Origin of the sequence: Lutimonas halocynthiae, from assembly GCF_030409835.1 — a bacterium.
Lineage (GTDB): Bacteria > Bacteroidota > Bacteroidia > Flavobacteriales > Flavobacteriaceae > Lutimonas > Lutimonas halocynthiae.
This window is the reverse complement of record NZ_JAUFQO010000004.1, coordinates 784,484-805,725: the sequence shown is the minus strand read 5'-3', so window position 1 is coordinate 805,725 and position 21,242 is coordinate 784,484. Positions and strand designations below refer to the sequence as shown.

Sequence of the window (21,242 nt, the reverse complement as noted above, 5' to 3'; positions counted from 1 at the left end):
TTTTAAAATCTTTTTTAGTTTAATTTAAATCTTAATCCGGTATAATACATACTTCCAAAAATGGGGCCATAGACAAAATTGGTGTCAAAATTAGGTCCAAAAGGGTCTTCTGGGCTCACAATCGGGTCAGACTGTCTGACGTTGGTGACGTTTTCCCCTCCCAAATATACTTCAAATTTAGGTGAAAAAACCTTAGTAACCTGCAGGTTGAGCGTTCCTACGGTTGGTGAGAATTCATCAAGCTGGTATTGCTCCGGGCTCAAAGAAGTGTCAGGATAGCGCTGCTCGCTGAGCCAATTATAGGTGGCGTCAAACTTCCAGGGCGCCTCAGTGTTTTTACCCTGTAATTCATAGCCCAGATTGGCAAATACCCGATGCTTAGGAACTAGGGGTTTTATCCTTCTTCCCACGGTGTAATCGGTTTGAATATCATAGTATTTATAGGCGGCTCTCAAATCAAATCGCTCGGCAATATTGTAGTTGAATTCAAATTGAAAACTGTTGGCAAAACTCTGGCCTTCGAGGTTGTAAAAGTTGATTTGATAAGGATTTTCCCAATCAACCACCACCTGGTTTTCAAATGAAGTACGGTAATAATCCAGGGTGATGTCAGCCTTTCTTTCAAAAAGGTTAAAGCCTTGTAAAAAACTAAGACCATAATTCCAGGCCACTTCAGGATCTAGACCATAGATCTCACCGCCGGCATCTAATATGTTGATCTGTCTCGAACTGGCAAACAGGTTCTGATTTTCAGCAAAGATATTGGCACTTCGTTTTCCACGACCCACTGAGGCCCGTAGTGCAGATTTTTCCCAGGGCGTATAGCGCATGTGCAAACGAGGTGTGATAAAAAAGCCCAGACGGTTGTGCTGGTCTGCACGAATCCCGGCCGTCATGGTAAACTTATCCAGATTGTCGAAGGCATATTCAAAAAACCCTCCGAATGAATTGTCGTTTCTTGTATAATCAGTAGTCTCAACCAACTCGTCATAGTGGTCATAAGTAAAGCTGATTCCTGTTTTAATTTTATGCCTCGAATCTGAAATAATCGAATTGTAGATCAGGTTAGAATAAAAACTATTGTGCTTGATATCATAGATCCGTTGCCCAAAATAAGAGTCCTGTTTATGATGGCTATAGGCCATTTGAAAGCCAAGACTCTGGTAAGGAATTTGCGGATTTACATAACCCAGCTTAAAAGAACCTTCCATCCTTTCGGTGTCAATTTCACTGCCCCAGGAATTAGTGGTGAGTCTGTCTGTATCGGGGTCAAAATCTAGTTGACCAGATTGCTTGGAATCGTTTAAATAACGCAGGTTGATAAAACTGACGATCCCTTTTTCAGGATTGGTGTATTGCCAGCGATTCATCACATTGATCTGGTTGTATAGAGGCATGTCAAGAAAGCCGTCATCGTTCACGTCATGCTTTTTTTGATGCGTATTCCCGTGAAGGTAAATTCCGGTACTCCATTTATCAGATACCTGGGTGTTGAAATGGGTATTAAGTTCTAGACGTTCGCTGGAAGCCGCATACAGGTTTAAGAAAAAATTGTGGTCCTTGGTTGGCTTGACCAATTCTGCATTGATCTGCCCCGTGATGCTTTCAAAGCCATTGACGACGCTTCCGGCGCCTTTGGTGATTTGTATGCTCTCTACCCAGGTGCCTGGAATAAAACTAAGCCCCTGTGCCTGAGAAGCGCCACGCACGGCCGGGATATTCTCGGTAGCGATTAAAATATAAGGAGAGTTCAGCCCGAGCATTTTAATCTGTCGGGTACCCGTCACAGCGTCTGCAAAATTGACATCGATAGAAGGGTTGGTTTCAAAACTCTCAGACAGATTGCAGCAAGCCGCTTTTAATAACTCATCACTGCTCACCGTAAAGGTGTTGGCAGCTTTTAAGTATGACTTTGCCGTTGTCTGTTTTTGAGAAGCGAGTGTCACTTCATCAAGATCAGCAGTAGATTGCAATACTTCTCTGATGCTTTTATTAGAATTGACCGTCAGGGTTTTTGTTTTAAACCCTATAAAAGAAATAACCAGTTGCTTGTGCTCCTGGCTATAAGGAACTGAGAATGTACCATCGGCATCTGTCATGGTGCCTATGGTAGTGTTTTGCCAATATACATTGGCGCCCTCTAGCGGAATTTCTTTACCGTCTAAGACCTCGAAAATCTGTCCTTTTAATGACTCTTGCGACTGAACAAACAGCGGCAGGGCCAGAAATAAGACGATCATCTTTATTTGATATATGTGTAACATGAATTTAATTTGATTAAACATTATGGTATGTGCCCAATGGTATTAGGGCATCGTACTGATAATGAGTTCAAATCAAATTAAGAAGACTTCGTGCAAGACCTGAATGTCTTCGACAACGTTGGGGGGAGAATAGTGTTCAAAAGGGCTGTGATCCTGCGGTTCAAGCTCGAATAAGCCACTAAAAGTATAGGCAAAAGAAAAGAGAAATACCTTTTGATGGCTGTTGAGCTCCTTTGTTTTCTCTAAACTAAGCTCATCCTGTCCTTCTACCAAATCAATCACATCCTTGCAGCAGGTTTTTTTCATAAACAAACTGTCCTCGTCAGAGGCTTCCAGGTTCATGTCAGCTGCTTCCATTCCACATTTTTCTGCCTCTGCAAAAATAGCCACATCTACAAGATGCTCACCACAGTAGTGTTTTTCAATGCTGATAGATAGCGTTGAAAATAACACCAAAACGGCCATGGCCACAGAGAATAATTGTAGAATACGATTGTGTATCATGCTGCAAATTTAGCAATTATTTTAAAGCTGATGGCTACCTTTAAGAAATCTTTAACTTATGGTTTTAGCTGGATATTTGAATTGCGAATCGGCAGGAAGGCCATCCTCCCCTTGAGGCATGGATTTTTCAATGTCGAATAACAAACGAGGAATGTCAAACAGGCAAAGTCTGTAACTAATGCGCTTATGTTTCGTCTTTTTAAAAACACAACACATGAAAACCCAAAAAGCCCTTTCTCTTGGATGGATCGTCTCACTTATTTTTATTTTAGGAACTTTTATACTCGGAAGTTTGTTAGAAGGATATAATCCGGTATCACAAACCATAAGCGAGATTGGTCAAAAAGGCTCTCCGCTGTACCTTCCTTGGCAAGTGTTTAGCATCAGTATAGGATTCTTGATCATCTTTTTTGCTGTAGCGCTTATAAACTTCGCGAGAAATAATAAATTATCAATACTACCCGGAATCTTTATGCTGGCCTATGGCTTGTCACAATTTGGTATTGGATTTTATCCTTCTCCTCACCAATTACATAATGTATTTGGCCTCTCCATGACGATTGGATATTTTTCGCCTTTGGTATTTGCCCTGGCATGGAAAAATAAATTGGGAAAAAGCTTTAAAACGATTTCACTTGTAGTTTTTTTGCTGATCGTTTTCGCTATCTTTTTAAATCTGACCCCGGCATTTGCACCAACCCTCTATCCTCTCGAATACTATGGCATCGTACAACGCTTTTTGCTCTTCACCTTCTTTGGCTACTGCGCCATCATTAGTGTTCATGCATTAAAATACGAAAAGTACCAGGCACTGCCACTGTCAAGAGCTTAGCAGCTCTCATAATTGTTCGTCTAACTCCTCATTAATAAAACCAATCAATTTCTCTACATCAGCATATAAAGTTAAACAATCCTCCCGCACGCCCACATTATTACCTATGGCGAGTTTGAGACCATTGCGAAAAATCAAGTCATTGAGAATTGCATGCGACTGCTCTATAAATACATTTAGCTCAGCTTCATCTAAATTAGATTTCTTGATTCTTTTGCGATGCTTCACAGATTCACCAAGGTCTATTAAAGGAGCCATTTCTCTTAAAGCAGCTGACCGATCGTAGAGATAGTAATCGTATTCACGGCGCATGTGTTCAACACTACCCTGAATTGAGATATTGGCCTGCTTTATGTTTTGAATCATCTTTTTAATGGAGTCATTTTTAATAAGACTAAGATTACCAGAACCGATTAATTCATCAAGCGTATTGGTACTTTGGTCATACCTGACCCAGCCAAATACATTCCATATAATAGAATCCATGGCATCTAAATCAGTAATTGTCTGAGGCGTATCCATCTCTAACAACTCAGCAGCTGAAACAAATTTCAGTTCTTTATCGTCTATAAATGTTTTTAAATTGACCAGGTCAACCTGTAAATCAGCTTTAATTCCATTGAGATACTTCACCTCCAATGCCCTTTCAGAACGCAAATTGTTCCAGTTATTGACCTGTAAAGCCAGTAAAATCCCAACCATAACGAGAAGAATTTCCCCTATGGCATATCTGGTATACTTTAAGAATTGGTTGTCGTCTGCCATTTTTTTTCGGAGTTTGCGGAAAAAGGGGATCATAATTTAGATATTTTAGGGCCAACGCGCCAGCTGGCCCATTCGCTAAAAATGTCCACTGGACATTTTCTTAACGCTCTGTCCTTAAAGATTGAAATCATTTGGTTTGTGTTGGTCACTAAATATAAGAAAATATATGTTTTGTTAGATTCTGCCTGCTGGGAGGCAGGGATTGAACCCGCCTGCCGGCGAGGCAAGGATTGGAGATTGGACCTGCCTGCCGGCAGGCGGGGATTGAAGATTGAAGATTTGACCTGCCTGCCGGCGAGGCAGGGATTTATGAAGTGTTCTTTCAAACAAATTTGTTATCTGAAGGAAAGCGACCTCTTTGATTTCACGAATTCCTTAATAAAAAATAAAAGATAGATGAGTAAAAGGACAAAGAAAATTATTAAACCCCTTATCGCTGTAAAGAACCAAGGCATTAAGACAAAAGAAAAAACAAATCAATAATACTCATATAAAGTCTCAGATTTCACTCCCTCTTGAGTAGTCCTTATTTCATGGAGAGGATAGTCTTGCGCATTATAAGTGATTTCATTTTTATAAGAATAGTCTTTGGATATAATCCCCGCTAAGTCTCTTGATACTTGTTCGATAACACTGTTTTTTGAGTCCATGGTGACGGTGTCTTCAAATGAAAATTGACTGTATTGATGGTTAATGGCTGTAGCCCTAAAACTGCAGTTCGCATCCAAATACTCATATTCAGTGTGGCGAATCATTTCTCCATCCTGATGGAATTCAATCCTTTTTAAAGAACAGTCTCCATCGCCCTGATATTCGATTCTTGTAATTTCTAAGGTACCATCAGGAAGGTATTCATTCTGATGAAATTCATTATCTGACGCATTGAAAGTGTGAGTTATACGTCTTAATTCGTTGTTAAGATTGTAGCTGTTCTTTATTGTTAAATCTTGTTCATAAATGAACTCAGTTATGCCACCACTCATATTGAGTTTTTCAGTTTCAGATAAGCCTTCTAGCTTACTTGCACGATTACTATGTCGGGTGATTTTTGAGAGACGGCCCTGGTCATTGTATTCATAATTTGATTCACTTAGAATTTCGGATTCACCATTTGAATAACCATGTGAGGTCGATTTAATAAGTCGTTCCTGATTGTCATATTCAAATTCTGTGTCATCCAGAATATCGGTTTCACCATACTTTCTATGCGACACTTTTTTTAATAAATAACCATCTTCTGGAGTTGGATCATCTTCTGAAAGCTCAGTCCCTCGATCATAGGAAGAATAATTATTTTCTAAACTATCAGGACTACAAGAGATAATTTGACTCAGTACAATCAATAATAATAAACACTTTTTCATAAAAACAATTTGATTTTAGGTGAAAAGTAGGTCTTAATTAAAGCATATCCTTATGGATTACCGTAGTGTTTGTTAAAATACCCTGATGAGGGTACGGCTTTTTAGTGCCTACAGCGAGATAGGCAGGGATTGAAGATTTGACCTGCCTGCCGGCAGGCGGGGATTGGAGATTGAAGATTTGACCTGCCTGTCGGCAGGTGGGTGATAAAGATTATTTTATTATTCATTTTTTTTGCTCCTCCAAAAAAAACGAACCAAAAAAAAGGAGGTTGCTTTTACGAGGTGTTTTTTAAGCTTTTCTTCGAACGCCTAAAAACCGGTTATTAAGTGCTAAATTTTTTCCAAGGTTTCAAAAACCCTTTACGCACTTAAAACCTACACTGACGTAAAAGTTTCGATCTAATCAATGCTTATAGTCTGAATCGAAAGCGACCTCTTTGAATTCTCGTTTTAGCTTCCGACTTATTTTAGGATGGAAGAGGAGCAGCCGTTAAGTGAAACGATTCAGGCTGCGGAGGAGAAAATAAGGAGGGAAAGCTACAGAGAATTAAAAGCAGTCTTGATTTTTTCGTTCTTTTGTATCAAGGCAAAAGAACAAATAACGTTATCTTGTGAACTTCAACACCAAACCAATAAAATGAAAAACCTAATCATTCTCGCAATAAGCGTCCTGCTAATATCCTGCAACACCGAAAAAAAAGAAGCATCCTCAGAAAAAACCAAAGCAAACAGCTTCACAACAAGCGATTACGCTGATTTAGAAACCTTGTTTAAAACCTGGCGAGATTTTGAAAACCCACCTTTGTATGAAGGCGCTCCTGATTATAGGGCAGCAACTTTTACGAAGCGCTGGCCTGAATTTAAAGAACTGCAAGCGGCATTGCAAAGTATTGATACGGCGAATTGGCCGGTTGAACATCAGGTAGACTGGATGGTGGTTTGGGCTGAGATGAATGGATATGATTTTAACCACCGCATCTTAAAACCATGGGAACGTGACCCGGCATATTACAAGTCAGTGTGGTCTTATAAAAGTGACGTCCCGGCACATGAAGGACCTACCCATCATGGCACCACTGAGTTATGGACCTATGAATTACCGCTATCCCCTGAGGAAAGGACAAGAATAATAAGCGATCTAAAAGTTATTGCCCCACTGAACACACAAGCCAAACAAAACCTAACCGGGAATGCCAGAGATTTATGGATTACAGGTATTAGAGACATCCAGTACCAAAGTGTTGTGCTGAACAGGTTTAAGGCAAAGCCTTCTATTGAACAGGATGCTGAATTAGTGGCGCTTATTGATCAGGCCATTTTGTCAACCGATAACCTGGTTTCCTGGTTACAGGAGCAAGGGGAGTCAAAAACAGGGCCTTCAGGTATTGGGAAAGACAATTATACCTGGTATTTGCAAAATGTGCATTTGGTACCCTTAACCTGGGATGATGAGGTCATGATTTTAAAACGTGAACTGGCCCGAGCCTGGTCAGCTCTAAAATTTGAAGAACATCGAAACAGAAACCTGCCTCAATTACTTGACGCTGATTCTCCGGAAGCCTATGATAAAATGGCTGATGCAGGAGCCAGAAGCTTGATTGACTTTTTGGACCAGCAAGATATTGTAACCGTGAAGCCTTATTTTGAGCCTGCCCTGCGCGAACATCTGGGTGAATACATCCCTAAAGCTGAACGTAATTTTTTCTCAATTGGAGAGCACTATGACCCAAGGCCTTTATACTCTCATTTTTACCATTGGTTCGAACTGGCCCGTATGGATAACGAACCGCATAAAAGTGTGATCAGAAGGGGACCGTTATTGTACAACATTTTTGATTCAAGAAATGAAGGTACTGCCACAGCGGTTGAAGAAATGTTTATGCAAGCCGGCTTATACGATGACAGCCCCAGAACAAAAGAGATCGTGTATATCATGATCGCCCAGCGTGCTGCCCGTGGCTTAGGTTCTTTATATGCCCATGCTAATGAAATGAATATGGAAGAAGCCGGAGGTATTCACTCTGAATATACACCTCGTGGCTGGATGAAAACCGAAAAAGAATTGCTCATTTTTGAACAGAGTTTATACCTGCGTCAACCCGGATATGGCACCAGTTATATTACGGGAAAATACCTTTTGGAGAACGCCTTGGCTGACTATGCCAGACTACAGGAACATAAGCGCGAGGCATTTAAGCCTAAAGACTTTTTTGACAGCCTGAACGCCATCGGGAACATCCCAATTTCATTAGGTCATTGGCAGATGACGGGCTCGAAGGCGCATATGAGCGTTCTAGGAAATTAGCACTTTCTAATGATACATTAAAATCGGTATTTTTAATGGTGATGCCATATTCTGTTGAGAGGCCAAAGTGTTAATTCTCTATACTCTTTTACAGCTAAATGGAACATGTTTTGCTTTTTGAAAAAAAGTATTAACTTTAGATTGATTCTGAATTTTGTGAAATTGTAAACTATGAAAAAAACATACGGCTTAGTTCTTATTTTCATGCTGGGGTTTATGGCTTTTCAATACGTAAAAACCAGTCCGGTCGAAAAGTTTCTATCTTCTTTAGACGAAAAGCAACTGGAGAAAACACAACTGGAATTTAATCACCTCTCACGTGAATTCTGGCATTTTTTACCCGGGGCGATGTGGCCCCGAAAAGGAATACTACTGAAAGATTTAGAACGAAGACAAAAAGAATTGTTCTTTATCATGTTGCAAGATCAATTAAGTGAGGCAGGGTTTAAGAAAATACTCAGGATTATGGATCTTGAAAATGTCTTGGTTGATTTAGGTGGAGATAGCGAATTCAGAGACGCTGAAAAATATTTTATAGCCATCTATGGCGACCCATTAAAAGACCAGCTTTGGGCCTGGTCGTTTGAAGGGCATCATATTTCCTTGAATTTCACCATAACTGATAAAGAAGTGAGCATGACACCCAGATTTATGGGGGCAAGCCCAGCTGTGATACCAAGAGGGAAAAGAAAAGGGGAGCGTACTCTGGCAGAAGAAGATGATATGGGGCTTCAGCTCATCAATTCAATGGACTCCTCCCAAAGGCTAATGGCTATTTTTAGCGACAGATCTTATATTGAAATAGTAACCTCTAATGCCACAGAAGTAGGACCACTTCAGCCAGTAGGCATCAAAATGTCATCCCTAAACGAAGACCAAAAAATAGTATTGATTAGTCTTATAGAGGAATACCTCGCTACCATGCCAGAAGATATAGCGAAGAGACGGATGAAGCAATTAGAAGAGGAGAATTTAGATGAGATCAGGTTTGGATGGGCAGGAGCTACTGCGCTGGGTCAAGGCCATTATTACCGTATCCAGGGAAAATCTTTTTTAATTGAGTTTGATAACACCCTCGGTGGGGCAAACCATATCCATACCGTGTGGCGTGATTTTATGGGTGATTTTGGAAAAGACCTGATCAAGGAGCACTATTTAGAGTCAAGTCATTTTTAGGGATTTTTATTAGATTTTAAGCTTCTTTTCTGCTGTATTAAAAGTCAAACTATTGTCTTTCAGAATAATCTGTAAAAAATTCCGTAACTTTAAGAGAATTATTTATCAAATCAACCCTTTTACCATGAAAAAACTATTTTTATTTTTAGTACTTGTGCTTATGACCGGATCAATGATCGGGCAAATAAGTTATTTACAATACCGACACGTACCTGCTGATCAGGAAGAGAAATTTATAGAACGTGAAACAAAACATTGGTCTAAAGTAGCCGCTTCGGCTATTAAAAAAGGACAAATGACATCCTGGACATTATGGAAAAAAGTAGGGATCACCAGTTCTTCAGATACTTCGCCAAATTATGTGTTTGTAAACACTTTTGAGAACCTTGACCAAATGGACCTCAATAAAGTATGGACTGATAATATGGACGCCATAGGTGATGTAAAACCTGAGGATATTGAAACAAGTTCATTCACCACAACTACCTTTGATTATTATATACAAGCTGAAGACCATATTGATGGTAGCTATAAATACGCGCTGGTCAATTATGCGAAGCCTACTGACCTAGCAGCCTTTATTCAAGAAAACAAATCGCTTTGGAAACCACTGCATGAAGCCAGTATCGATAATATTTTGAATGGCATGACCTATTGGGGTATATCATCAGTGATCTATCCAGTAGGAAACCTAGATCGATTTTCAGTTTTTACAGTTGATGGCTTTAACAAATTAAACGACGCCCTTGATTATTTACGTTGGACAGAAACTAGCGCTAACTCTCCAAATGCAGCAGCATGGGATGAAGTGGCTGATAAGACTAAGATGGATGAATTAACACCTAATGGTTTTGAGAGAAGAATTATTTATGAAAGGGTAATGACCTTGAAGTGATCTATTATATTTAGAGTCCTGATAATCTATTATATACCTAATATTTTTTTAAATAATATTTCTGTGGAAACAATAATTCATTTTATTGTTTCCACATTTTTATTGCCTATATTACCCAAAATAAATCATAAAAACTTTTAAAATTATGCTAGTTGCTTCACTCAGTTTGTTAATCGGAATGTTATTAGGAGGAGGAAATATATCAGCATTTGTCATTGAAGATTTCCCAAAGGAGGTCAAGACTAATATTGATGATAAAGAAAGACAAAAAGAAGTCATCAGTTCTTTTAAACCTTATGAGAAGGAATTTAAAAAGGTTCAGAAAGATTTGAATAAGTCTAAAAAGAAGATGAAGAAATTGAACCTTGACAGGAATGCTTCTTCAAAGGATATTCAAGAGATTCTTGATGACGCAAATCTTGCCTGGAAAGGTGTTCAAACAACTGGGGTCCAAAATAGAGTGAAAACTTTAGAGATGCTTAGTGATGAAGAATGGGAGTTGATCATTGCAAAATCACTGGAGGAATTTGACAAAAAAGAGATAAAGAAACAGGAAAAAGCTTACAAAGAATTTGAGAAGAATTTTGCTAAACTGCAAAGTACTGTTGAAAAAGAAATAAGCGATGCTGACCATAAGGCGAAAATTTTGGCAACCCTTGATACGTTTAAAAGCGATATGAAGAATTATGTGGATGCTAATATGAACAGAACCATAAGAGAATTGGAGGAATTTGGAGAAAAGGATGCTAACGAAGAAGAATTGAATGAGGCATTAGCTGCTATAGATGATGCAAGAGAACAATTTTTTGATGGTATCGTTAAGCTTCATTTTGATCTTGTCGAGTCAACTACTGATGAGGAATGGACTAAAATAGCCAAATCTGTAAACAAGATCTTTTAGATCTTAGATGAGGTTAATTAGATTGAATTTTCGTTCTTTTTTACGGTTTTAAAATGTCATTACATTAAAACTCCTGTGCAGATCAAAAACAATTTGATTTGTACAGGAATTTTTTAAAATACTGGATTCTAATTAAGATTCAACAGAAACTGATGGCCCATCTAGCGCTTCAATACCCATTGAAGCAAGCGAGGCTTTTCTCAAGGGCTCTACGGCATCGTTCAAGGCTTGAAAACCAAAGTCAAGTCCGGCAATGGTTCTTAGCGGTCTTTGACCGGGAGGGGTTTCAATGAGTTTGTCAAAAATATTGACAACATGCATTGGGTCTGTAGGGGCATCAGCGTTTTCAAAAGCACCTTCTACCTGCTGACCAAAACCTTCGAGAAAATCGTTCACATGCTGATAGGCTGTACCAATTTCTTCGTCTGAAGGTGGCACGACATTACCAAAAAAGTTGGTTGCAAATGGGCCTGGTTCTACCATTACTACGTCTATACCAAGCGGTGCCAGCTCATAGCGCATTGCTTCACTTAGGCCTTCGAGACCCCATTTGCTGGCATGATACACGCTGAATCCAGGAAAAGCTCCTCTTCCGGCTATAGAGCTGAGTTGGATGATCAGGCCTGATTTCTGTTTTCTCATACCTGGAAGTACCGCTTTGGCTACCCTAACGGTTCCTACGATATTTACGTCTAATTGTTCCAGGACCTGTGCAGAGCTAAAGGCTTCTAACGGGCCTCCATAGCCAAGGCCTGCATTGTTGATAAGCACATCCATTGCAGGTAGTCCTGAAACAGCATTTTGAACGCTTTCATCTGAAGTGACATCTAATTCAATGACCTGAATGTTGTTCTGGTTCGTAGCACCGTGTTTTTTTAATTCCTCGGCTGCCGAAGCATTCTTTCCATTGGCGTTTCTCATGCTGGCAAAGACATTATAATTTTTGTCTGAGAAGTGTTTTGCTGCTAAAAATCCGAAACCGGTACTGCATCCGGTGATAAGTATGTTTTTCATGGTTTATTGATTAGGGGTTAAGTGCCTTAAAATACAATTTATTTAAGCCGAAATAAAATAACACTGGACGAAGCTGCTTATTTTTTATCCGAAGCGCATCAATTTTTTATCAAAACCTATATTTTTTCTGAGTGTTTAATTTTAATGTATATTTAAACATCAATCACATTAGGGAACTTTTTAAACAATCTTTGAATTTAGGGGAGCCCATAGTTTTAACCAAACCAACATGAAAACGAATAAAACATTTTTAAACCTAAAACAAATGAGAGTTGTAGCGTCTCTGCTTGTTTTTATTTTTTCAGCAGTATGGGCCCAGGCTCAGGAGAATGTGGCCACTAAATTGGGTTATGCTGCCGATGCTAAATTACTGATCATTCACGCAGATGATTTGGGTGTAGCACATTCTGAAAACGCCGCATCAATTAAGGCCATTGAAAATGGATCCGTAAATTCCGCCAGTGTGATGATGCCCACACCTTGGGTCTTAGAAGTAGCCAATTATGCTAAAGCCCATCCTGATACACATGATTTTGGCTTGCACCTGGTTTTGTCTTCTGAATGGAAACACTATAAATGGGGCCCTGTGAGTTCAATCGATAAAGTACCCACTTTAATTAATGAACATGGGTATTTTCATGAAGGTTGCAGGTCAGAGGTCAATATTAAGGAAGTGGAAGCTGAATTAAGAGCTCAAATAGACAGGGCTTATGCCATGGGATTGGTACCTACTCATTTAGACAGTCATATGGGTTGTCTCATGCAAACCCAAGAGTTGATAGAGGCTTATTTAAAAATGGGGCAGGAGTATAAAATACCTGTGATGGTGAACAAGGCTTTTCCTGAGGAGTTACTTAAAAAGTATGAAGTTAAGGTTGTTCTCGAAAGTATTCTGACCATTATGCCAGAAGAATACGAAAAAGGAACCGTTGCCTATTATAACAATGCCATCAAAAACCTCAAACCTGGGATTTCAACTTTTTTGATCCATACAGCTTATGACAATGAAGAGTTAAAAGCAATGACCATCGATCATCCTGAATGGGGTAATGCCTGGAGACAAAAAGACTATGACTATTTTACTTCAGAGGCCTGTGCTAAGCTTCTCAAAGAAGAAAACATCAAGTTGGTCACCTGGAGACAGATTAAGGAAACATTATATAAAGATTGAATGTTGTCTGCGATGGTTTATTGATAATTCAATTCCAGTTATAATAAATTTATATTCCCCTATTTTTTTTATCTTTTCACCCGAAGCATAGAATTTCTATGTGATCTAATGAATTAGGAGTATATTCCAAACTTAAACAAATCAATGATATCAGGCAATCCAACTCCCGCAACCGGGTTTAAAGGTTTTAAAGAGAATTGGCGTCAAGACGTATCGGCAGCAATAAGTGTATCTCTTGTGGCCTTACCCTTGGCTTTAGGGATAGCCGTTGCTTCAGAAGTAGCCCCGATTGCAGGCGTGTTATCTGCCATTATCGGTGGTGTGGTTACTACTTTCTTTCGTGGAGGAAATCTGACCATTAATGGTCCTGCTGCTGGATTAATTGCTGCTATTCTGGGTGGTTTGGCGGCTTTGGATGGAAACATCAATTATGTATTAGCAGCCATTGTAGTTGCCGGTGGCATACAAATTATCATGGGCTTTTTAAAACTGGGGCGCTTTGCCAGGTTGTTGCCCTCATCAGTTTTACAAGGAATTTTAGCAGCGATAGGGGTGATTATTTTCACCAAACAAATTCACTATGCTTTAGGAACTTCTTCAGATGCGGACACCATTATCGGTGGTCTTGCAGATGCGGTTCGACTTTTACCTCGGGCCAATCCGTTTGTTTTTATTATTTCACTGGTAGGGGTTTTGATTCTTACTTATTATAAAAAGATCAATCACAAGTTTGTGCGCATGATCCCGGCTGCCATGTGGGTCTTGATTTTGGCCCTGCCAATTGTGTTTGCCTTTGATTTTTTTAACGCCCATAGTATTTCGATATTTGGAATGAATTATGAAGTAGGCCCTGACTTACTGATTGATATACCCGACAATATAATGGATAGTATCATGCATCCTGATTTTGCCATGGTGGCTACCTGGCCATTTTGGATGACAGTATTATCAATAACTACCATCGCAACAGTGGTGACACTGGCAAGCGCCCGGGCGGTAGACCAGTTAGATCCCTACAAGCGAACTACAAATTTGAATAAAGATTTAATCGGTGTAGGATTGAGTACAATGGTTTCAGGAGCCTTAGGAGGCTTGCCTATTATCAACGTAATTGTGCGAAGTACCGTAAATGTAAATAGTGGTGCCAAGACCAAATGGTCAAATTTGTATCACGGACTGTATTTAATTCTCTTTGTGCTTTTATTATCACCTGTTTTGAAAAGTATTCCCTTGGCTGCCTTAGCCGCTATTCTGGTGTTTACAGGATTCAAATTGGCCTCTCCTATAGTATTTAAACGGGCCTATGATCAGGGAGTTGAGCAATTGCTATTCTTATCGGCCACTTTAATTATCACCTTATACACTGACTTGCTGTATGGTATTATTGGAGGCATTTTATTAACCTTGTTACTACATATGCTTTTGGCTAAAGTTGGGTTTGTAGAATTCTTTAGAAAAATATACAACTCAGGCTCAAAAGTAACGCTATTGGAAAATGGCAGCTATGATGTAAAACTAAAAGGAATCAGTAATTTTTTATATGCCTTGCAGCTGGATAAACTATTAGCTGATGTGCCTTTGGGCTCAAGTATGCAGATAGATCTATCGCAATCAAGGCTGGTAGATTTGTCGATCATGGAAAACTTGATTGAAATCAAGCGAATGCATGATAACAACGGAGGTGATGTAAAGCTTGTTGGATTAGATAACCACGTGGCCTCAACCAGCCACAACAGGGCGCTAAAAATTATAACGGGTCGTGTAAAAAAGAGAATTACCAAAAGGCAAATTCGCTTGCAGAAAATGGCCATTGCCAATGGATGGTCGTTTGAACGTGAGGTGGATTGGAACACGTCATATTTTAGAAATTTTCACTTTTTTGATTCACGTCCAATCGAAATGAAAAGCAACTCCTTACAGGGTTATGATGCCGAAAATGACGCCCAGTGGGAAATCGCAGATATCGTATTCGATGAAGGAGCAATGCTGGCTTTAGAAATATATCAAACTACGGTGCAAGTAGTAAGGTTACCTGTTGAAATTCCTCGCTTTATCATTGATAAAGAAGGTTTTTTTGATAAGATATTTAATAGGGTAAGGGTACTGTCAGGGGCAAACCGTGATATAAACTTTAGAAAAAACCCTGGTTTCTCTTCTAAATTTATTCTAAGTGGTGAAGACGAAAATGCAGTACGAGATTTTTTTACAGAGGAGCTCTTGCAATTTATGGCAGATCACGAAGTGCATCATATTGAAAGCAACGGTGAAGCTTTAATGATCTTTAAATATTTGCACATTGCACGAACCGATGAGGTTCAAAACATGTTGACCTTTGTTCATGATTTATTAAGTCATATGCCCTTGAAAGCCAAATCTTAAGAGAACTGCTTTTGTATGACATACTTTCTTGCAGATTTTGAGTGTATTAGTTCTTTTGTAACGATTTAACCGCTAAGGTCATGGCCTTAAAGCATGCCACGTCACTTTCAATATCGATATCGGTTGCCTTGTGTTTTGCATAGGCTTCCATAAAGTTTTCAGCAGAAGACCAGACCGTATGCATCACACCCAATAAGTTTTCTTTCATTTCTGGCGTAGCGTTTTGCTGTAGTGCATTGATCATCTGTACCTGATCTCTTGCTACCTGAGGTTTTCTCCAGGAACAAGCTACAACATCAAATCCTTTAAGGCTAAAATAAGCAGGAGTAGGAAGGGCCTTTTCATAGTGCCAGTCAGCAATGATGACTGATTTTGGAATCATATCAACCGCTCTCCAGGTATTGTTCATACTGGCCTCCCACATGCCAATGCCTGAGGTAGTGGCGTCGATTAAACGATCACCCCATATCCAAAGCTGGGCCTCATTTTTATTTAAATGATCACTAATCTTCGTTACTTCCCCGGCAAACAGTTGGGCAGGGTCTTTTCCCATACAACGAGGGCATTTTTCATCGGCTATATAAAACACTTCATCCATGCCAGCGTGAAAAGCGTCGGCTTCAAATACCTCGACGATTTCATCTATCAAATCAAAAACAACTGCATGCACACCTGGATGCAAAGGACAATAACTTTTACAATACAAGCCATCATCGTTAGGCCATTCATATTTTTCAGGAATCTTGACATGTGGTGTTTCATCAAATTCGGGATATACAGCCAATAGTTTATTCAAGGTACTCGCCCAACTTTGATGCCCCAGAAGGTTCACCTGTGGGATAAGGTCAATCTCATGTTTTTTGCAAACGGCAACCAACTTTTTGACCTGTTCTTTGGTGAGTGGATTTTTATCGCTGAGCTCAGGCCTTGATGCATAGGCATAATTAAAATCTACCCTCAAGATCAAAGTATTGATGCCCGCAGGGGCGATTTCATTATCAATGAATGCGACAAACTCATCCAATTGAGCGGTTCTGGGAGCAGCGATACACAAGCCATTTACTGTAAACGAACTTTGGGCCTGAGTTGAAATACTGAACAACACGAGTAATAACAAAGCGTATAATAATTTTTTCATCCGATGAGAATTTGATTTTTTCAAATAGTTTAGAGTTTTAATTTATAACCTTTTTTCTCTAGCCAGCCCGTAAAAACCACAACGAGTAAGGCAAAGACAAAAGAGAGTGATAGGCCGAGAGCGGCTGTATTGAGAGCATCCGGAAAGTGAAAACCGGTTATATTATAGAAGGGGTAGATTAAATAAGGAATCATATAGCAGGTAAGTGTTGCGGTACCAGCAGGAGCAATAATTCTGGCCCAGGAAGTGATTTTTTTCTGATCGGCTATATAGTATAGTATGGCGAATAATAAAAACCCGATACCCGTGCAAATACCTAACCATGAAGGGGTTCCTTGTATTTTTGAAATACCCCAGATAGGTCTTGTGGCAAGACCATAAATGATGTTTATAAAACCTAAGCTCAATAGGGTGACATAAACCCATTTCATATCACCATTTCTGAGTTTTTTGAATAATAAAGTAGCCACGATACCCGCAGTGGTAAAGGCGGGTATTGTTCCGGTAAGTATAGGCGATAAATATTTCAGGGCGCCATTGAGTTCTGGTGCCATGCTACTGTGGGTTAATACGGCCAGCCCGTTGAGAACAATCCAAAGCAAGACCATGAGCCATAAATTGCCTTTAGTATACAAATAGACCAGCGCATTGAGTAAATAAGCCCAGCCAATTAAACCTAGAATACCCCACCATTGTGTGGTCATCCAAAGCGTTCCATCTTCACCGCCTTTATAAATCACCGCTAGAATGAGCAGTATGATATATCCTGTAGCCTGGAGGTATTTATGCCATTTTTGATCTACCGGGCTTCTTTTCCAATTCATCCAAATCAACACCACTGCAGAAGCCAGTAGCAGACACCAAACACTTTTAGAAATAACCATACTTTGATGCGCCGTTTCATAATTCACCAAGTAAAACCCAATGACTAAAAGTGAAACAGATCTGATCAGAATATGTTTGGCAATCTTGGCATTACTGTCTTTTTTATCAAGCCTGTGCTGTATGGCCAGCGGAATGCTCAGCCCAACAATAAATAGAAATAATGGAAAAATCACATCTGAGAAACCCATATAATCTTCAGAAGCTGAAGCGTGAGTTAACCATTTGGGGATATCAATAAGTGACCAAAAATCATTTACCCAGATCATCAATAACATGGTAAGGGCTCTAAGAATATCAATGGATGCAAGTCTCATAAGGCAAGATTTAATCTGAGATTATTAGTCAGATGATAGCATTAATTTTACCAAGAAAATTCACTGCATAGCCTGAATACACTTGGTCAAAGAAAGGTATGGATTATTACTAGTTTAACATTGTAATTTCGATAGTCAACAAAGAGATCTATACATTCAACACATAAGTCTCGATTATCAACTTAAAGCTTTCAAGGTTTTTTTTACAATGTATTTTACTACCCTTTCATGTCTCAAAATATAACAAGAGTCGTTTGGTTTTTGATTTTATTTTTTAGTAAATTTACTCAAAGTCAGCCAACAATCCCTAAGGTCAAATTACGCGATCTGTTGCCTTATCCATTCTAAAAAATTTATGTTGTTATGAAAGAAAAAAGTACTTCAGGTAGGAGAAATTTTTTAAAATTATCCTCCTTAGGAGCCGGGTTAATTGGTTCTTTAAGTTCATTTGATTTGATCAAAAAAGGGAGTGATATCATCTCCGAAGATAAAGAGGATTTACATTTAAAAATTGCCGGTTATGACTTTCCTCGTTTACAGGCTTTGACAGATAAAAAAGTAAGTATTAACCGATGTTCATATGATATTGGTAAAGCAAGTATTGGAGATTTAAATAGTCTTGCCTTTAGCGGAGAGCAAACTTTTGACGTATCAGAACTTGGCCTGATTCCATTTATGCTGGCTTATTCTAATGATAAGTTTCGTGATTACAGCCTGCTACCAATTTTTCCATTAAGACTATTTCGTCACAAAAGTATTTTTATTCGTGCTGATGGCAGTATTAAAAAACCTGAAGATTTAAAAGGAAAAAAAGTAGGCACTGCTGGCTATTCATCTAGTTCATTGACATGGATAAGAGGCATGCTTAAAGATGAATACGGCATAGACCCAAAAGATATTGAATGGGTCATTTCAAAAAAAGATTCCTCTACAGAAGTCTCTGGAAAAATATCCAAACAAGAACAAGTACAGCCTGAAGGCGTAACAATTACTTATGGTACAGTTGGGATGGATGAATCAGACTTGTTACTTTCAGGAGAAGTAGATGCCTTGTTTCACGCAGCTGAACCCAAAGCATTTTTTAAAGGAGATCCGAATGTAGTTAGGTTGTTCCCCGATTCGCGAAAAGTGGAACAAGATTATTATACCAAAACGGGTATTTTCCCTATCATGCATGTAGTGGCTGTTAAAACAGCATTACTTGATGAGAATCCTTGGCTGGCAGCATCCATATTCGATGCCTATAAAGAGGCTAAAGAAATCAATTATATTTTTATGAGAAAAATGGGCTGGGCCTATAGTTCCTTGCCATGGTACGGTCAGGAGTTGGATGAAACCAGAAAGCTCATGGGTGATAAATATTATTCTTATGGCATTGAAGCCAACAAGCAGGTTTTGAAAAAAATCTGCAAGTATACTTATGACCAAGGCCTAAGTGAGGAGAAATTGTCAATTAAAGACCTATTTCATAAATCTGGCCGTGATTTGGCTGAATAAGAACTTGGTTCTGGATATAAAACAGACTCGCTATTGAGGTTGTGGCGGAGGCGGAGGCGAGGGTGCTTCTCCTTGAGGACTGGTCAATGTTCCTTCTTTTAATTTTTTTAAACTCCTTTCAATATAAGCTAAAGCTGGGTCTCCTGTTTTTTTTGCGAGCTCATAACCTTGGGTATAGATATTTATAGCTTTGTCTTTTTGACCATCAAATGCCAGCGCTTCACCATAACTGTCATAAGTATTGACAGATTGAGGATATAAGATCATGGCCAGTTCAAAGAAATCAAGCGCCTCATTCATTTTTTGGTCGTGAAGCAGGTTATACCCTTGCATGTTGAGGTAATTTTCATCAGGAAGGTAATTACTGTCAATGAGCTTGCTGTATTTTTTATAATGTTCAATGGCAGCATCCACATAGCCTATTTTAGAAATGTCTGATTCGAAGCTTTGCATTAACTGGTCTAAGGCTTCAAGGTCCAGGTCATTTTGAATATTTTCTCTTGAGAGATTCAAGTGTTTGTATTGGATGACATGATTAGCAGCAGTGGTAGATAATCCAGCTAAATGACCATCTGTAAGTGCAAATTCCAGCTGAGAATTCATATCCCTTAGACTGTCAATCATCGTAAATTGAAACATCTTTGAGGCAAGTTCAGGGTCTTTAATGACCATCACATCTTTGCGATCAGGTGAATAGAACGAAAAGCTTATGGCAAGTTTTTTATCTTTTTGTTGAACATCCATGATCAAGCCCAGATAATCAGAACCATAAGTTGATGTTCCATACCAGCTTCCTGCTATGGCATTTGTAGTTATGTTTTCACCTTCTGTTAAAACAGGAGTGCTATAATTAGATGACGGCTGTTGTACATCTAGTAAGCCCTTAGATTGTTGTAATTGTTCTGTGATTTGCCAAGTACTATTCTGAATTTTTTTTGCATCAGCATCTGAAAGATTGACCAACTCTTGGGTAGCTAAAGTTGATGCTCCACTGCTTGTTAATCTCCTGCCTGCAATGACGCCCGATACGCCAGTTGGATCTTCTTTAAACATGGTGGCATACATGGTTGCTGCAAGTAAATACGATCCGTGAGCAGAGGGGTGTGACCCATCTACATCATATAAATCGAATTGATCACTTTCTCGTAATGCATCCCATACTAAGCCTACAGGTGCCACGGTAGCATTGAGTTCTTGTGCTATATTAGAATAGGCATAGGTCAAGATCTCTTGTTCTTCGGGTCGGCTTTTAACAGACCAAGTCATGAAAAAAACGGTTTTGGCACCGGCTTCTTTTATTTCGGCATCAAATTTTCTGGCATAATCGAAAAACAAGTCTGTCTGACCAAAATAAACTTCTTGATCTATCATGACTGGCATGCCTAGTTTACTTTGTTCTTGAAGCACAACATAGTCCCAGGCTTTCGATTTGATTACTTGATGTGTTCTGTCTTCCTGCCAATGTCGTTCTAATGTCATTCCGCCCTGACTGACTAGCTGAATCTCTATTTCATGATCTGGATGTTTTTGCTTGACCATTGATTTTAATAGTTCAGGCGAGCTGTTATAATATGTATAGCTATTGCCTATAAAAAGAATTCTTGTAGTGTCTGAGGAACTTGTTTGCGCATAAGTGCATGTCACGAAAAGAAAGAAAATCCAAAGAGAAAGTTGCTTTAGTTGCTGCATGGGGGCTTTTTTGATTCACCCAAATGTAAATATAAAAATCGTATTCATCTGAGGTGATTAATGATGATGACCAAATTCTAATTCATGTTAGTAAAATTGCTTCGCCGTGAATTTTTGCTCTAATCAATTTTAACGTATTTAAATATTAA

The 21,242-nt window shown here is 39.1% G+C and carries 16 protein-coding genes; 8 read left to right on the top strand and 8 right to left on the bottom strand.

Features of this window, described 5'->3' with window-relative positions; genetic code table 11:
* Positions 1 to 14: 14 nt before the first annotated feature.
* Together QWY87_RS09330 and QWY87_RS09325 are read right to left on the bottom strand one after the other, a co-directional pair.
* A complete protein-coding gene (locus tag QWY87_RS09330; RefSeq protein WP_290290534.1) occupies positions 15 to 2,264 on the bottom strand; it encodes a TonB-dependent receptor in 2,250 nt (749 codons plus the stop codon).
* Positions 2,265 to 2,336: 72 nt separating this feature from the next.
* Positions 2,337 to 2,768, bottom strand: a complete 432-nt coding sequence (locus QWY87_RS09325) for an HYC_CC_PP family protein (RefSeq protein WP_290290532.1) — start codon at positions 2,766 to 2,768, stop codon at positions 2,337 to 2,339.
* 214 nt (positions 2,769 to 2,982) lie between these two features.
* Between QWY87_RS09325 and QWY87_RS09320 the strand changes: the two genes are divergently transcribed.
* Positions 2,983 to 3,600, top strand: coding sequence for a DUF998 domain-containing protein (locus QWY87_RS09320; protein WP_290290531.1), 618 nt, complete (start codon positions 2,983 to 2,985; stop codon positions 3,598 to 3,600).
* A gap of 6 nt (positions 3,601 to 3,606) precedes the next feature.
* On the opposite strand, the gene QWY87_RS09315 is transcribed toward QWY87_RS09320, so the two are convergent.
* Both QWY87_RS09315 and QWY87_RS09310 read right to left on the bottom strand, forming a co-directional pair.
* Complete coding sequence (locus tag QWY87_RS09315) at positions 3,607 to 4,365, bottom strand: DUF6090 family protein (protein WP_290290529.1); 759 nt, start codon at positions 4,363 to 4,365, stop codon at positions 3,607 to 3,609.
* Positions 4,366 to 4,841: 476 nt separating this feature from the next.
* A complete protein-coding gene (locus QWY87_RS09310) occupies positions 4,842 to 5,729 on the bottom strand; it encodes a hypothetical protein (RefSeq protein WP_290290527.1) in 888 nt (295 codons plus the stop codon).
* 637 nt (positions 5,730 to 6,366) lie between these two features.
* Here QWY87_RS09310 and QWY87_RS09305 point away from each other — a divergent pair.
* From QWY87_RS09305 to QWY87_RS09290, 4 genes are all read left to right on the top strand, one after another.
* Positions 6,367 to 8,034: a hypothetical protein gene (locus QWY87_RS09305; RefSeq protein ID WP_290290525.1), complete on the top strand. Its 1,668-nt coding sequence runs from the start codon at positions 6,367 to 6,369 to the stop codon at positions 8,032 to 8,034.
* Positions 8,035 to 8,205: 171 nt separating this feature from the next.
* A complete protein-coding gene (locus QWY87_RS09300; RefSeq protein WP_290290523.1) occupies positions 8,206 to 9,210 on the top strand; it encodes a DUF3500 domain-containing protein in 1,005 nt (334 codons plus the stop codon).
* Between the two features lie 124 nt (positions 9,211 to 9,334).
* Positions 9,335 to 10,105 (top strand): hypothetical protein, encoded by a 771-nt coding sequence (locus QWY87_RS09295; RefSeq protein ID WP_290290521.1) that lies wholly within the window; start codon positions 9,335 to 9,337, stop codon positions 10,103 to 10,105.
* 145 nt (positions 10,106 to 10,250) lie between these two features.
* Entirely contained in the window at positions 10,251 to 11,006 is a 756-nt protein-coding gene (locus QWY87_RS09290) for a hypothetical protein (RefSeq protein WP_290290519.1), read from the top strand.
* A 132-nt stretch (positions 11,007 to 11,138) separates the two neighbouring features.
* Here QWY87_RS09290 and QWY87_RS09285 read toward each other — a convergent pair whose 3' ends face one another.
* Positions 11,139 to 12,020 carry an SDR family oxidoreductase gene (locus QWY87_RS09285; RefSeq protein ID WP_290290517.1) on the bottom strand — a complete coding sequence of 294 codons (882 nt, stop codon included), beginning with the start codon at positions 12,018 to 12,020 and terminating at the stop codon, positions 11,139 to 11,141.
* A 229-nt stretch (positions 12,021 to 12,249) separates the two neighbouring features.
* Here QWY87_RS09285 and QWY87_RS09280 point away from each other — a divergent pair, with 229 nt between their 5' ends.
* Both QWY87_RS09280 and QWY87_RS09275 read left to right on the top strand, forming a co-directional pair.
* The gene (locus QWY87_RS09280; RefSeq protein WP_290290516.1) at positions 12,250 to 13,191 is read left to right on the top strand and encodes a polysaccharide deacetylase family protein; all 942 of its coding nucleotides are present in this window, start codon (positions 12,250 to 12,252) and stop codon (positions 13,189 to 13,191) included.
* Positions 13,192 to 13,335: 144 nt separating this feature from the next.
* Positions 13,336 to 15,570, top strand: coding sequence for a SulP family inorganic anion transporter (locus tag QWY87_RS09275; RefSeq protein ID WP_290290515.1), 2,235 nt, complete (start codon positions 13,336 to 13,338; stop codon positions 15,568 to 15,570).
* Between the two features lie 46 nt (positions 15,571 to 15,616).
* Here the strand turns inward: QWY87_RS09275 and QWY87_RS09270 are convergent, their stop codons facing one another.
* Together QWY87_RS09270 and QWY87_RS09265 are read right to left on the bottom strand one after the other, a co-directional pair.
* Positions 15,617 to 16,708, bottom strand: a complete 1,092-nt coding sequence (locus tag QWY87_RS09270; protein WP_290290512.1) for a family 20 glycosylhydrolase — start codon at positions 16,706 to 16,708, stop codon at positions 15,617 to 15,619.
* A 29-nt stretch (positions 16,709 to 16,737) separates the two neighbouring features.
* Positions 16,738 to 17,907 carry a heparan-alpha-glucosaminide N-acetyltransferase domain-containing protein gene (locus QWY87_RS09265; RefSeq protein WP_290290511.1) on the bottom strand — a complete coding sequence of 390 codons (1,170 nt, stop codon included), beginning with the start codon at positions 17,905 to 17,907 and terminating at the stop codon, positions 16,738 to 16,740.
* Positions 17,908 to 18,270: 363 nt separating this feature from the next.
* On the opposite strand from QWY87_RS09265, the gene QWY87_RS09260 reads away from it, so the two are divergent.
* Positions 18,271 to 19,404 carry an ABC transporter substrate-binding protein gene (locus tag QWY87_RS09260; protein WP_290290509.1) on the top strand — a complete coding sequence of 378 codons (1,134 nt, stop codon included), beginning with the start codon at positions 18,271 to 18,273 and terminating at the stop codon, positions 19,402 to 19,404.
* A 30-nt stretch (positions 19,405 to 19,434) separates the two neighbouring features.
* Here the strand turns inward: QWY87_RS09260 and QWY87_RS09255 are convergent, their stop codons facing one another.
* Positions 19,435 to 21,093 carry an SGNH/GDSL hydrolase family protein gene (locus tag QWY87_RS09255; RefSeq protein WP_290290508.1) on the bottom strand — a complete coding sequence of 553 codons (1,659 nt, stop codon included), beginning with the start codon at positions 21,091 to 21,093 and terminating at the stop codon, positions 19,435 to 19,437.
* Between the last annotated feature and the right edge of the window lie 149 nt (positions 21,094 to 21,242).

What these genes read in the sequence shown, in the direction of transcription:
- QWY87_RS09315 (WP_290290529.1), bottom strand. Translation starts at nt 4,365, where the DNA reads ATGGCAGACGACAACCAATTCTTAAAGTATACCAGATATGCCATAGGG.
- QWY87_RS09285 (WP_290290517.1), bottom strand. Translation starts at nt 12,020, where the DNA reads ATGAAAAACATACTTATCACCGGATGCAGTACCGGTTTCGGATTTTTA.
- QWY87_RS09320 (WP_290290531.1), top strand. Translation starts at nt 2,983, where the DNA reads ATGAAAACCCAAAAAGCCCTTTCTCTTGGATGGATCGTCTCACTTATT.
- QWY87_RS09275 (WP_290290515.1), top strand. Translation starts at nt 13,336, where the DNA reads ATGATATCAGGCAATCCAACTCCCGCAACCGGGTTTAAAGGTTTTAAA.
- QWY87_RS09260 (WP_290290509.1), top strand. Translation starts at nt 18,271, where the DNA reads ATGAAAGAAAAAAGTACTTCAGGTAGGAGAAATTTTTTAAAATTATCC.
- QWY87_RS09300 (WP_290290523.1), top strand. Translation starts at nt 8,206, where the DNA reads ATGAAAAAAACATACGGCTTAGTTCTTATTTTCATGCTGGGGTTTATG.
- QWY87_RS09305 (WP_290290525.1), top strand. Translation starts at nt 6,367, where the DNA reads ATGAAAAACCTAATCATTCTCGCAATAAGCGTCCTGCTAATATCCTGC.
- QWY87_RS09325 (WP_290290532.1), bottom strand. Translation starts at nt 2,768, where the DNA reads ATGATACACAATCGTATTCTACAATTATTCTCTGTGGCCATGGCCGTT.
- QWY87_RS09280 (WP_290290516.1), top strand. Translation starts at nt 12,250, where the DNA reads ATGAAAACGAATAAAACATTTTTAAACCTAAAACAAATGAGAGTTGTA.
- QWY87_RS09295 (WP_290290521.1), top strand. Translation starts at nt 9,335, where the DNA reads ATGAAAAAACTATTTTTATTTTTAGTACTTGTGCTTATGACCGGATCA.
- QWY87_RS09265 (WP_290290511.1), bottom strand. Translation starts at nt 17,907, where the DNA reads ATGAGACTTGCATCCATTGATATTCTTAGAGCCCTTACCATGTTATTG.
- QWY87_RS09310 (WP_290290527.1), bottom strand. Translation starts at nt 5,729, where the DNA reads ATGAAAAAGTGTTTATTATTATTGATTGTACTGAGTCAAATTATCTCT.
- QWY87_RS09290 (WP_290290519.1), top strand. Translation starts at nt 10,251, where the DNA reads ATGCTAGTTGCTTCACTCAGTTTGTTAATCGGAATGTTATTAGGAGGA.
- QWY87_RS09255 (WP_290290508.1), bottom strand. Translation starts at nt 21,093, where the DNA reads ATGCAGCAACTAAAGCAACTTTCTCTTTGGATTTTCTTTCTTTTCGTG.
- QWY87_RS09330 (WP_290290534.1), bottom strand. Translation starts at nt 2,264, where the DNA reads ATGTTACACATATATCAAATAAAGATGATCGTCTTATTTCTGGCCCTG.
- QWY87_RS09270 (WP_290290512.1), bottom strand. Translation starts at nt 16,708, where the DNA reads ATGAAAAAATTATTATACGCTTTGTTATTACTCGTGTTGTTCAGTATT.